The sequence below is a fragment of the Humiphilus diazotrophicus genome, from assembly GCF_059726315.1.
On sequence record NZ_AP040870.1, the window covers coordinates 2,473,113 to 2,486,658 of the forward strand.

The window sequence follows — 13,546 nt, forward strand, 5'->3', positions numbered from 1 at the left end:
ACCTAAGGAAGAATTACAGCCGCTCCATCGATGGAATCACTCTTGATTGCAGCAAGTGCCTCATTGGCCTGATCGAGAGAGAAGGTTGTCACCTTCGATTTCAGGCCAATCTCTGCAGCCAGTTTCAGAAAATCCCGTGCATCTGCACGAGTCATGTTCGCCACACTGCGGATCTGCCGTTCGCCCCACAGCAGATGGTCATAGTCGAACTGGGGAATGCGATCAAGGTGGATCGCATTGATGGCGACGACTCCGCCCTTTCTCAAGCAGGAGAGCGCCGCAACCACAACATCTCCGCTCGGGGCAAAAGTAATTGCCCGATCAAGCTCCTGTGGCGGCTTTTCCGTTTCCGACCCAACCCACTTTGCGCCTAAGGACTCAGCAAGTTTGCGATGCGAAGCTCCTCGCGTAGAAACATAAACATCACACTTCCACGCACGTAATACATCAATCGCCAGATGTGCAGAGGCGCCAAAGCCGAAGAGTCCAACTCTTTCACCAGGCTCAACTCCGGCGACACGCAGGCTGCGGAAACCGATGATCCCAGCACAGAGAAGAGGCGCCGCATGCAACGCATCGAGTACAGCAGGAAGCGGAAAAACAAAGTCAGACCGGGCAATGGCAAATTCCGCATAGCCGCCATTTACGGTATATCCCGTAAAGGTGGGCGAATCACAGAGATTCTCAAAGGCATGCCTGCAATACCAGCAATCGCCGTCTGTGCCGCCGATCCAGGAGACTCCGACTCTGGTTCCCAAAGGAAGCGCATCGGTAGCTCCATCGACCACTTCTCCGACGATCTGATGTCCAGGGATCAGATCGGTTCGTACCGGCGCAAGCTCCCCTTCAACGATATGAAGATCGGTGCGGCACACGCCGCAGGCAAGCACTCGCAGGAGTACATGTCCTGCAGGAAGAAGAGGCTTCGCGATCTCTTCAATGCTCAGAGGATAATCTGCGACCTTACCCGGGAATCGAAGTAATGCAGCCTTCATACCTCTCACTTTCCATTAACGATGAGGCAGACTGACGGCATAGAGATACCATGCAGCGTGAGGAAGCCACTGCTCCGTCCAACGCCAATCGTCATCCTTACCCGTACGCGCATATCCCTGATTGAAAGCGATGTCACCTTCATCCTCCAGACCGGAGGTGATGCCGTTGATAATCGCACCGGGAGCGCTGGTGTATTTATAGGATCGGAAGAACATATATGGAGCGTTTCCGTGTCCACTTCCAATCAACATGCTTGCGTCAAAGGGATTTCTACCGAGAATCCAATGCAACTGATCCCAAGCGTAATTCTTCAATTGCATTTGAAACTCAGGCTTATCCGCAAATAATGGCAATGCTTTACGCGCAGCCGCAGCTAAAGACGCCAGACGTGCGTCCTCGCCTTGCCACCAGGGAGCAGCCTCAGTGTCGTGAGGAAAGAAGAAAGCGGAACGCACTTCCCCGTTGCCTCTTCGCACCAGTTGCCGGGCATAATCAAAAGGATTATTCACCTCTTCGGTGATGGACAATTCGAAACGCAGAGAATGTTCGACAACATCCCGTACCCGTTCCTGTACTGAAGGTGGAGCAATCTGTCTGTATTCAAGCAGACTGAGCACCGGCAGCCCGGCATCGGAGGGGTGGAAATACGGACGAGAACCATCGTCTGCCCGCCAGTAATCGTGAAAATTTCCTGCCGTCGTCAACCGGGACATCAGATGATCTGCGCGTCTGTCCGCCGCAACTCTGTATAACTCCTTGTGCGTGGCACGGTACAGCTCCGTTGCCGCCATCAGTGCACAGTAGTCATCGAGAATATTCTCCTTTCCGTCATTGAGAAGCTCCCGATTATGTATCTCCAGAAACTGAAATGCCTCTTCCGCAGCGCGCAGATAAGCGGCCCGGGAAATTTCGCCGTCCTCCGGCATGGTGCTGGCGAAAGCTAAAGCGGCAATAGCAATGCCACTACCGGCGCGGAAGCTGGCCTCATACGCATGTGCTCCTTTGGCAGCTTCAATCTGCTCAGTGGAATCAGAGGTGCTCTTCTTGATCTGAGTACGCCAGTGAGGATTACCAATCGCCCGATCCTTTGGAAGCTTATCTTTTCCCGGAGCAGTAACGCTTTCGAAAAATGAGCCATTTGGCCGCTTCAACCTGACCAGAAAATCGGCGCCGAAGAGTCCTTCCTCCAGCATGCGCTTCTGGTATTCGCTAAAGTTGTCGTCCTTGCGTGCCTCGAGTTCCCGATAGCCCTTAAGCAAACTCCAAACTACAAGAGGCACCTGTTGGGGATTGAAATAGGAGGTAAGGTTCTGATGAGAAAGGTGAATACCGTAATCACCCGTGGCGTCATACCAGCCTCCATGAACATCGACAAAGCCACCTTCGCCACCGGGCAGAGGCAGATGCCGGTCAGCCTGATCCATTGGGCCACTGGCACGTTGTCCCTTGAAGTAGAAGACAACGTTAGAGAGCGTGCTTCGCTCGAGCAAATCGTCTTCAATCGCGAAGGAACAGGAGCGAGCTTCCTTCTTGCCATCACTTATGGCAAGCACATAATTTCCGGTCTTCTGCCAGGAGGAAAAATCCGCAGTCCAAAAAACCCGGTCCCTCCAGGACTTCACCTGCCCGGCTGCTTTCAATTCGCCATGCAGGACAGATCTTCCTGTTGTCTCATCCAGGAGCTCGAACTGCTGCGGATGATCCTGGTCATTCCCTTGAACGATAGCTCGTTTAGGGGCCTGCGTCTCGTAGCCGACATGATCAACCAACACCTGCAACTGTCCCAGACAGGGTTGAACAACGAGTCCGCTACAACAAACGAACAGAACTTGCTTTAGCATCCGGAGAATAGGCTCTTCCTTTCCGCAGCCAATTTTTGCAACAACAAACTAATACATTGGCAGTAGTTATTCAATTGGACTGATGGCCTAGATTTCGGGGTCAACTGCGTACATCTTTGCGGGCATGCTCAAGTCCCGAAGGGTATAAATTCATATACAAGTTATGTCTGAGAATAGGGGACTCCGTGCAAAATAAGCATTCCGGCAAAATATCCTTTGGCAATCGTTTGCTCAAGCTAACAAACAGAAGATATTTGCGTTTCTGTTTGCTGGTTGCATGCCTCGCATGCTCTCATTTTGCAGCTTTTGCTGCATCCGCCAAGGCCCGGCAATCGGAGGTAATCGCCTACATCTTCCCGCAAGAGCAAGTCATTCAGCCGGACACCATCGCGGCACAAAAGCTGACGCGCATCAATTACGCCTTCGCCAACCTCCGGAATGGACGAATTATCGAAGGATTCTCTACTGATGCACAAAACTATGCCATGCTTCAAACGCTGAAGAAGCAGAACCCGTCCCTCAAGATCCTTGTTTCCGTAGGAGGCTGGCTGTGGTCAAAAGGATTTTCCGATATGGCTCTTACTCCCCGGAGCCGTGCAATCTTTATTGCCAGCGCCGTCAAATTTATTGAGAAGTACAACCTGGACGGACTCGATGTAGATTGGGAATACCCGGGATTGATCGGTGCAGGCAACCGCTTCCGCGCAAAAGACAAGCAGAATTACACACTGCTTCTAAAGGAGCTTCATAACCGTTTTCTTCTTGAAGAGAAGCGCTTGCACAGAAAGCTTTATCTCTCTATCGCTACCGGCAGCGGCTCTGAGTTTCTGGAGCATACAGAGATGTCGCAGGTACAGAACTATGTCGATTCTGTAAATCTGATGGCTTACGATTACTACGAACCGTCTTCCGATTCGACTACAGGACATCACGCTCCACTATTCCCAAATCCTGCAGACCCTAAAAAGATCTCCGTCGACGGTTCTATCTACGAATACCTGCAGGCAGGGGTTAAGCCGGAAAAGATCATACTTGGCGTGCCTTTCTATGGACATGTCTGGGGAAAAGTTGCAGATCACGATCATGGTCTCTTCCAGGCGGGAAAAGCTATTCCGGATGCATATGCCAAATACGCAGACATATCCTCCAAGATGCTGCCAAACGGTTATGTCCGTTACTGGGATTCGGTGGCCTCAGCACCTTATCTGTACAATCCCAAGGAAAGCATCTTCATCTCCTATGAAGATCCGGAATCACTGACAGCAAAATGTAAATATATCCTCGAGCATAAGCTTGGGGGCATAATGTTCTGGGATTACTCAAGCGATACTTCCGGCGCTCTGCTGAACACCATCTACGAGCAATTGGGAACAAAGTCTGATACGAAGGCGAATCTTAAATGAGCACTTCCGTGGAAAGTTTCCCTGCGACAACGGCCCAACACTCAAGCGCATCCCGCGTGGTTTCAATCGATATCCTGCGGGGATTGACGATGATCGTAATGATCTTCGTCAATGACCTTGCAAGTGTCCATGGCCTTCCCTGGTGGAACTACCACATGCCCGCAAATATTGACGCAATGACCTACGTCGATATGGTGTTTCCACTCTTCCTGTTTATGGTGGGAATGTCCATTCCTCTGGCCATAAAGAGTCGCCTTCAGAAAGATCCTTCTGTCGCATCACTCTGGGGTCATGTATTGCTTCGCGTCCTTAGCCTGTTGGTCATGGGCCTGATCATCGCGAATGCAGAAAAAGGCGATTCTCATCGAATGGGAATCAATACGAATCTCTGGGGCGTACTCGGGCTTTTGGGAACTGCTCTGTTTTGGAGTATCTATCCGGGGATGAAAGAGCGGCCTGTTCTACGTCGAGTTCTGCGCATTACCGGGGCAGGATTGATGATTGCGATGTTTGTCATCTTCCGACGTACAACCGAAAGCGGAAATGCTGCCTGGATCGATCCCTCCTATCCGGAGATTCTGGGGCTCATTGCCTTCGCCTATCTCTCGGCCTGCATCCTCTACATCCCCACACGACGTTGGGTATGGGCATCGCTTCTTTGGTTTGTAGCTTTAACGGCGATGTGTTCGATCTTTATTGCCTGGCATCTTCAGATCCTTCGCCACGTACCTCTCTATTTTTGGCCCTTCGGCAAAGGGTCAATGCCCTCAATCGTAATGGCAGGGGTGTTTACTTCCTCTATTTTTCTCGACGAGCGCATTGCACAAACACCTCGCAAGAAGATGTTATATGCGCTTCTATTCGGAATTCTTACGCTCGCCTCGGGGTGGTTATTGACTCCGCTCGGCATCTCCAAGATAAGAGCCACACCTACCTGGTGCCTCTATAGCATCGGTGCCGGAGTCCTGCTTTTCACCGCGCTGTATTGGCTATGTGACGTTCGGAAGCAAACCAGCTGGGTCTTTTTTGCACGTCCGGCTGGATCAAACACACTGCTTACTTACCTGCTTCCGGACCTCTACTACTTTGCTGTAGCGGCACTGAGCTTTACTTACCTGGAGAAACACTTTGGCTATGGATGGCCGGGAGTAATTCGTTCTGTGTTGTTTACCATGTGCATCCTGGCAATCTCTGCGTTCATCACCAGAAAGAAGATTCGGATGCAGCTATAGCCCATGCAAATACAATGACACTACCGGTCCTGAAGGTCGGATGGAAAGTGTTCCTGTTATTTCTTTCCACCCAACCATAAAATCGAGTTCTCAAAGAGTCGATTTTGAATCGGAGAAGTAAAGATCTTGTCTCCGTGCCCCATATTCACATAGATCATCCTGTACTTTGTATTGCTCCAAGCAACAGGAAGGTCACCTCCCGCAAGGGTATCCTTGAAGCCTAAGGGATAATTGGCAGGATCCAGTGTAAGCAAAACTTTGACATCCTTATTCTCGCGCGGACTTGGCTTCCAGATATACCACTCGTTGGCAGGAGATACGAAATTTGACGGAATCCCCTTCGCGACAAAGCGACCGGGATTATCGACAATCAACTTCGCTGGCAGCGGTGGCCAATTGTTTCCATAGAAGACTGCCCCACCAAAAAACTCCACAAACCAGGGCCAGTTAGTACTCTCGTCGTTATAGCCGGCAGCATGAAAGCCGAACCAGGCTCCGCCTTGCTTCATGTATTGCTCAAAGGCAACACGCTGCGCCTCAGACTGAGGAGAATCGTTCAGCCACAACACAACCTGATACTTCTTCAAGGTTTCTGGATTCAGATCATCCCAGCGAGTCGTCGCATCGAATTGAAAGTGATCCTTCTTCGCCAGGTCACTGAAAAAGCGGATGGCCTGTTCTCCGAACTGTACATGGTCGTATTCAACCGTAGTCGAATGGAAAGCCAGCACACGGAAGGAGACCTCCTGAGCAGAAGCAATTGCCGCAGACACTACAAACCAGAGAACCAGATAACGAAAAACTCGTGTCGGAATCATTGACCTGAAGCCCAAAGAATGGAGTTATGAAAAAGTGTCGTGAAGCTCTTGTTCTGGAAAAGCTCGGGATGATGTCCCATGAAGATGTATACATTCCTCGCTTTCAGGTGTTCGTTTGTCCATATCACCGGATGGTCACCCATCTTGATGGAAGAACCCGGCTCGTATGTCTTCTCATCCACGCTTGCCAGTACATGAACATTTGCGCGTGGAGATCGATCATAGGTGTACCATTCTTCCCTCTGAATCTCGAACGAACTCCCCAGATTACGCATCACCGGATGTGACATATCCTCTACTGCAACCTGAGCGGTCGCGAAGGTCCGAATATAATCCTTGAAGCGAATCCCGCCCATAAAACTCGAAAACCAGGGCCACATAGGATAACCATCGAATTCGCCAAGCAGGGTTGCATGATGAAAGCCTATCCATCCCCCACGTCCCTGCTCAATGTACTTCTTGAAGGACTCCATAGCAGCAGGAGTCCACGCATAAGGCGGGTAGTTGAGCTGAAGAAACACTTGATAGTGCGATAAGAACTCTTCGTTTATCTTGTCTGTGTTTTCGATGTAATCAACCGAAAAGTTCTCAACCTGGGATTCATGCCGAAGCCAGAGTTTGGCCGCATCCACAAACGGTTTATGCAGGCCACCCTCTTCAGCAATAGCAATCACTTTAAAACGTGGACTTGCATTTTGCGCCACTGCTAATCCGGACCATAGCAGGAATGCCAGAAAGCAGAGTCTTCTATACCAAGATCCAGCTTTACAAAAAGATAAGATTGCAGAAGACGACATCGTATCCTCGCCTGTGTATCGTATGATTCCCGAGAGGATCAGTCTACTGTGGATCAGGCTCATAATACGTTTATTTCTTTTGCCTTACGTCTTCGTGTTTCCTGTCGGCTTTGCTTCGTAAGCTTTACCCTCGCAAGCCTTCTGAGCTTACAGCCGAATACTTCGGCAGAGAGCAGGAGACCATCCACAACGCTGATCAGCAATCAGGCTATCGCCCTTAACCCTTCCAACGGGAAGATCTATGCGGTCGATGAAGCGCATGGAGCCGTCACAATTATCGATACGCACTCCCACTCCATCTCGTCAGTAAAAGTAGGCGCAGGGCCAGAAGCACTTGCCATTCATAAAAAGACCGGGCGCGTATATGTGGCAAATTCCGCCAGCGGAACCGTCAGTGTTATTGACGGACAGAATAACTCTGTAACGGCAACAGTAAACGGAGGTCCGCATCCTTACGTCCTCGCGGTAAATGAGAACACCAATAAGATTTATGTCACAAACAGCTTTAGCGACATTCTTATGGTTATCGATGGCGATACTGGTTCAACTACGCCGTTAAAAGTGGGTTCCGCGGATAGCATCTTAGTTGATGCGGAAGCAAACCGCATTTTTCTTACCGGATATGAAGATCCGAATCTCAGAATCATCAACGGAGCAACATACACCGTTGAAAAATTGCCTCTCGGAATGCACATCTGGGGAGCAGCATTCGACAAACTCAAAGGCAACTTCTACGCAAGTCAGACAACCAGCTCCGACATCGTTGCGCTAAATCTTGCGTCGCATGAAAAAGTTGCGATAAAGACGGGCTCGATACCATGTGCCATCGCCGCGAATCCGCAATCGCACAGGCTCTATATCGCAAACTACGACGACGATAGCGTTACAGTCGTCGACGATATTCACCAGACGCCCATCGCTAAGATCAAAGTGGGGAGACATCCTCAGGCAATTGCTATAGACGCCGAGGCCAACCGGATCTATATCGCCAACATCCACAGCGACACCGTGACGGTAATCGACGGCAAAAACAATTCAGTCATCGCAACACTCAATGCAGGCAAACATCCGTTTGGCGCGGCACTTTCCCCCGACGGGACGAAGCTGTATGTTGCCAATCTGGCAGAAACATCTTTCACAGAGATTAGCCTGCAGCCTTTGTCGCCGACACGGTAAAGAAGATTTCTTCGAAGCTATCCTTTCCGCATAGGTTGCATGAAAAAGAGCGACTTTCAACAGAAAGGGCGAGTCTTTTCGAGATTGAATCGCTTCAACTATTTATCATCAAATTAATGTCGTTACCATCTTGACAACAGTACGCGCGACTATCTAAAACCAAAGACAAAATGGTAACGATCACATTCGGTCGATCGGCCGTACGCAGCAACTCCTAACTTCCCCTGGAGGACTCCCCCCTTGCTTACTTACCGAAAGATCTTAGGCATCTTTTCAATTCTTGCAGTCACCTTGCTACTCTTCGTCATGCCCCATGCGTGGGCTCAGGGTGATACGTCGTCCATCTCCGGCACGGTGTCCGATACATCAGGCGCTGTGATCCCCAATGTCAAAATTACAATTCACAACGATGCAACTGGAAGCGAGCGTGTAATTACGACGAACGCCTCCGGTGCTTATACAGTCACGAATCTCACCCCTGGCACCTATACCATCAAAGCAGAAGCTTCCGGGTTTCAAACCGCAGTACAGAGCGGAAGACATCTGGATCCTAATATCGGCAGCCGTGTCGATCTGTCCTTGCAACCAGGAAGTGCAAGTACTACGGTCAACGTAGAGGCGAATGCTAACGCAGTACAGACTGAAACGGCCTCTGTAGGACAGTTGGTCACCAGCGAACAGGTACGGTCCATTCAGCTGAATGGACGCAATCCTTTCTACCTCTCACAACTCGAACCTGGGGTGGTACGTAACGCATCCATCTCTTCGTTTAGCTTTTCGCTGGATAATACTGTCTATATCAACGGTTCGCGATCGCAGGAAAATCTGATGACACTCGACGGTGCACCTATGGTTCGCACGCGTTCGAATAACGATAGTACCGGTGTCGCCGATGTGGACACGACTTCGCAGGTGCAGATTCTTACTACCAGCTATCCGGCAGAATACGGCCGTACTTCCGGTGGACAAATTCGCATCGTTCCTAAGAGCGGCACTAGCACTTTTCATGGCTCTGCATATGAATACCTTCGCAATTCATTCCTGAATGCAAATACCTGGACGCGCAAATCTTCCGCCGATCCAACCATTGCAGATCACCCACCTGCTTTTCGCTATAACCAATTCGGCTTTAACCTTAATGGGCCGGTCTATATTCCGCATGTCTTCAATGAGTCGAGACAAAAACTCTTCTTCCTGATCGGAGAGGAATACGTCCGGTACCGGCACGATGACACCATCACAGCGAAGGTGCCTACGACGCTGATGCGCCAAGGCGACTTCAGCGAACTACTCGGCAGTAATGTCTTCTACTCCACGCCTGTCCAGCTTGTGAATCCAGCAACCGGCACCAATTATGTGAACAACGTCATTCCGCCAGGACAGCGTAGCCCCAGTGGATTGGGTCTGCTCAATGCCTATCCCACCCCGAATGCAGCGGGCAAAAGCTATAACTGGGTAGATGCGGCACGCTATCCGGAGAACCAGCGCAAAGACTCTGTGATCGTAGACTTCGTGCCCAAGGACGCACATCACTTCCGCTTTACATTACTCAACTTCAACTACGATTCCATCAGCCCGCATTATGGAAACTTCAATCGGACACCTGAGATATGGAAGCGTCCCAACCAGGTCGCGGTACTCCATTACACCTGGACAATTAACCCCACCACGGTCAATGAAGCAATGGCTGCAGCCAGCGCAGACCATGTGACGATCAAGTACGATCTATCCAGCGGACTCTACGATCGAACGCGATATGGCATCTCCTATCCCTATTTGTACTCAGCTGCGGGGAAGGAACTCCCGAATAAAATACCAACGATTGAAATTGCAGGATTCACAACTCTCGATGGGGGACCATATCCTTCCCACTCGGGTGGAGTGGTCTATAACATCTCGGACAATCTCACTAAAGTCGTTGGATCGCACACCTTGAAGTTTGGGATTCTTTGGGAGCGCTCGGGAGAAAACGATTTCGATCAGATCAGCGTCAGCAGTACAACGCCCGGCGCGACCAACAATCAAAACGGGCTCTTTGTCTTCACCGACACAAGGAGCAACCATCCAACATCAAACGCAGCCGCAGCCAACGCAGCTTTGGGACTCTTCGATACATACGGAGAAATCGGCCAGCGCTCTTATACGCTCTTTCGCGGAAACATGTGGGAGGGCTTTGCTCAAGATCAGTGGCGTGCTACCTCCAAGCTGATGCTCGAATTTGGAGCACGGTACAGTGTCATGCTTCCTTACTTCGCACTCTGGGGCAATCAATCGGTCTTCGATCCCAGATCCTATAGTCCGACGGCTGCACCTTCGGTTAATCCCACTACTGGCTATACCTCAGGAGGAGATCCATATAACGGCGTCGTCATCCCAGGAAGCCACTTCCCGAGTTCTGCCAACGGACATGTAGACCCGGCAATTCTCAACGGACAATACAATCGGCTCTTCCGTGGATACGGTCGAGGCTACTCTGCAATCGACTGGTCCGATATCCAACCACGCATTGGCTTTGCCTACGCAGTGCGTCCTTCAACGGTAATTCGCGCAGGAATAGGGCGCTATGTTCAACGTCTTGGAATAAGCGATCAGGTTCACCTTGGTGGGAATGCGCCATTTCAACCATCAGCCACGGTAACAGCCGGAAGTGTCGACAATCCGGGAGGGGTAGGAACAAACAGCCTGCCGATCTCAATCACCTCTCAACCTTATAATTTCCCGAATCCAGAAGCCTGGGGATGGAATGCTACGGTAGAACAGGAAGTTCCCAACTTTGCCACCTTTACGATGAGCTATGTTGGAAGAAGAGGGATCCACCTGCAATACCTCGGCAACCTGAACCAACTTCTTCCGGGAACAGTACAAGCAAATCCTAATGTAACCGCACCAGATGCTTTACGCCCCTACCGTGGATACTCCACTATTTTGCAGATCACAAATGGAGGCCGCTCGACGTACCACTCAATGCAGTTGGGTCTGAAGAGGCGACTCAGCAAGGGATTCCTCTTCGGCATCGCCTATACCTGGTCAAAGAGCCTGGACTTCGGCTCCGACCAAAGCACGGAGCTACCCAATATGTACGATCTGCATAGCTTCTATGGACCAAGCGATTTCGATATTCGCAATACTCTTGTCGTCAACTATGTTTGGGACATACCGTTTGCCAATCATGCTTCCAACTGGTGGGCTCGAAGCACTTTGGGTAACTGGCAGCTCTCAGGAACGACACAAGCCCAAAGTGGAGAGCCGCTTTCGGTATCGACAGGAGACGATTTCGCAGGGGTAGGACCTGGAGCAGGAAATCAATTATGGGTTATGGGCAGCAAGCCATATGTAAGCAAGGGCTTCTCTCCCAATGGCTCCACAGCTAATTATTGGTTCGATCCTACTGTCTTCCGCCAACCCTCAGCGGGAACCTTTGCTCCGAAGGGAACCCGCAATGCAATCTACGGCCCAGGATTCCAGAGCTGGAACATCGCACTACAGAAAGCGATTCACGTGATTCCGGGCCACGACAACCACACCATAAACTTCAAAGCCGAGGCGTTCAACTTCACCAATCATCCCAATCTGGATACACCGGACTCCAACCCGACTAGCGGTACCTTCGGAAAGGTGACACAGAAAGGAAACACCTACGCCTCCGATCGCCAGCTTCAGTTCAGCTTGCGTTACCAATTCTGAAGAAAGACTTAGCAATCACAAATGGCCTCGGAGCAATACTCCGAGGCCACTTTGTCATTTGAGAGGCCGATTAGGTAAGGACTTCTAGCGCAAATCCGGATACGTACGATACGCTACAAGTTCTGAGCTAAAAGAAGTTCCAATCAGATGATTCGTCTTCAACAGAACCTCAAAATAGGGGAACTTCTTGGTCTTAAGCTTTTCTTGAAATTTGGCGAGCGGCACTTCCGAAGTAAGGAACTCTCCAGCCGCATCTGTAGCTTCAGAATTTGTCCCTGCAAGGATCAGGGCATTAGCCGTATGACTTGGATTAGGTAAGAAAGCAATAATGCTATATCCAGTTGAAGGATAGGGGTCGGGCGGCGACATATACACAGACTGCTCGCCTGCTTGTGGATTCTTATTTCTGACCGAGGACTGGTACTTGTCAGGATCGTACTCCACAGAGAAGTTCATCTGATCTTTAAATAAGTCAACCCAGGGATTCGATTTCTGACTTCCAATCAAAATGATGTTGTTGCTCTTAACGGATTCCGGAGTATATTCCCGCGCAAATTGCAGGTGGAGACGAGCCGAGGATTGATCGAGCATCAGAATACGCTGAACAACGCGAAAGTCCCCGACACTGCCATTGTTCCGCGTCATGATCAGCTCTAGATCTGCGCGTCTGTCCGCACTCAGTTCTGGCGAATGAATCTGGTTTGTATAGCTATGCTTCAGATAATCACTCAACGATATGGGACGCTTCGTGATGTCCTCAAGCAGAGCAACCGACGTGTCGGCCAAAATGATATCTGTCTCCGCCTGAGAGTGAAGGAATACCGGCCAAAACGCCGAGAGAGCAGGCTTGCTTGACCAGAGGGAAACGCCCTGCCGCAAGATTGAATTCTGTTGGAATAGAATCAGGCAAGTAATTGAAAGACCCAAAACCAGTCCTGCAAGAACAAAAAGCAATATTCTCTGCCAGGAGTGAGTAGTAACTGGGATCGATAAAGAAGCATCCTCAGAAAGATCGGAAGCAGGAACACTCGGGAGAGCAGCCGAAGTAGAATTTTCAGGAATGGAAGACTCTTCCGCGACTATTGGATCTACCGCCACTATACGTCGGCGGTATACGGGCAGATAACTTCCACGAGGGATTTCAAGAATGAGCTTTTCTTCTGCGCCCTCTGTATTGAAGTAGGCCTCAATTCGCTTTCTCAGCTCTGTAGCATTGACCCGAACAATATTGTCTTGGCTGGTGTCATAGCCGGAAGGTCGGCCGAAGACTACAGAACCGATCTCCTGCTCATGAATCTCAGTACAATCCTTCCTAAGCGATTGTTTCCCCACATATAAGAGAAACTCCCGCAGGCGCGTTGCTCGCTTCAGCTGCGTGCTAACGGCGATTCGCTCAAGGAGAGCCAAGCGTTCTTCATTTTCGAGAAGTTCCTCCTCATTTTCCACTTTTGGCTCGCCCGTACGGAAATTCATAGTCTGCTTCAATACGACCTAAGGACGCCCCAAGTTTACCATCGCAAAGCTATCCCTGTATTTTTCGAAATTCTCACTGCACTGGAAACACTTTAACCCCACTCTTTACGGTTAGAGAATCACTTT

9 protein-coding genes are annotated in these 13,546 nt (G+C 50.2%); 4 read left to right on the forward strand and 5 right to left on the reverse strand.

Going from position 1 to position 13,546, the window contains the following annotated elements; all coding sequences use genetic code 11:
* Positions 1 to 2: 2 nt before the first annotated feature.
* Positions 3 to 995, reverse strand: coding sequence for a zinc-dependent alcohol dehydrogenase family protein (locus AC6I7T_RS11190; protein ID WP_497793477.1), 993 nt, complete (start codon positions 993 to 995; stop codon positions 3 to 5).
* A 15-nt stretch (positions 996 to 1,010) separates the two neighbouring features.
* Positions 1,011 to 2,837 (reverse strand): glycoside hydrolase family 9 protein, encoded by a 1,827-nt coding sequence (locus AC6I7T_RS11195; RefSeq protein ID WP_497793478.1) that lies wholly within the window; start codon positions 2,835 to 2,837, stop codon positions 1,011 to 1,013.
* Between the two features lie 185 nt (positions 2,838 to 3,022).
* Between AC6I7T_RS11195 and AC6I7T_RS11200 the strand changes: the two genes are divergently transcribed.
* Positions 3,023 to 4,240, forward strand: coding sequence for a glycoside hydrolase family 18 protein (locus AC6I7T_RS11200; protein ID WP_497793479.1), 1,218 nt, complete (start codon positions 3,023 to 3,025; stop codon positions 4,238 to 4,240).
* Positions 4,237 to 5,472, forward strand: coding sequence for a DUF5009 domain-containing protein (locus tag AC6I7T_RS11205; protein WP_497793480.1), 1,236 nt, complete (start codon positions 4,237 to 4,239; stop codon positions 5,470 to 5,472). Before AC6I7T_RS11200 ends, AC6I7T_RS11205 begins: the two co-directional genes overlap by 4 nt.
* Positions 5,473 to 5,528: 56 nt before the next feature.
* On the opposite strand, the gene AC6I7T_RS11210 is transcribed toward AC6I7T_RS11205, so the two are convergent.
* Complete coding sequence (locus tag AC6I7T_RS11210; protein WP_497793481.1) at positions 5,529 to 6,290, reverse strand: ThuA domain-containing protein; 762 nt, start codon at positions 6,288 to 6,290, stop codon at positions 5,529 to 5,531.
* The gene (locus AC6I7T_RS11215; protein WP_497793482.1) at positions 6,287 to 6,994 is read right to left on the reverse strand and encodes a ThuA domain-containing protein; all 708 of its coding nucleotides are present in this window, start codon (positions 6,992 to 6,994) and stop codon (positions 6,287 to 6,289) included. Before AC6I7T_RS11215 ends, AC6I7T_RS11210 begins: the two co-directional genes overlap by 4 nt.
* A 141-nt stretch (positions 6,995 to 7,135) precedes the next feature.
* Here AC6I7T_RS11215 and AC6I7T_RS11220 point away from each other — a divergent pair, with 141 nt between their 5' ends.
* Positions 7,136 to 8,263, forward strand: coding sequence for a YncE family protein (locus AC6I7T_RS11220; protein WP_497793483.1), 1,128 nt, complete (start codon positions 7,136 to 7,138; stop codon positions 8,261 to 8,263).
* 240 nt (positions 8,264 to 8,503) lie between these two features.
* Positions 8,504 to 11,947 carry a TonB-dependent receptor gene (locus tag AC6I7T_RS11225; RefSeq protein WP_497793484.1) on the forward strand — a complete coding sequence of 1,148 codons (3,444 nt, stop codon included), beginning with the start codon at positions 8,504 to 8,506 and terminating at the stop codon, positions 11,945 to 11,947.
* Between the two features lie 84 nt (positions 11,948 to 12,031).
* Here the strand turns inward: AC6I7T_RS11225 and AC6I7T_RS11230 are convergent, their stop codons facing one another.
* Positions 12,032 to 13,420, reverse strand: coding sequence for a hypothetical protein (locus tag AC6I7T_RS11230; protein WP_497793485.1), 1,389 nt, complete (start codon positions 13,418 to 13,420; stop codon positions 12,032 to 12,034).
* Positions 13,421 to 13,546: the final 126 nt, after the last annotated feature.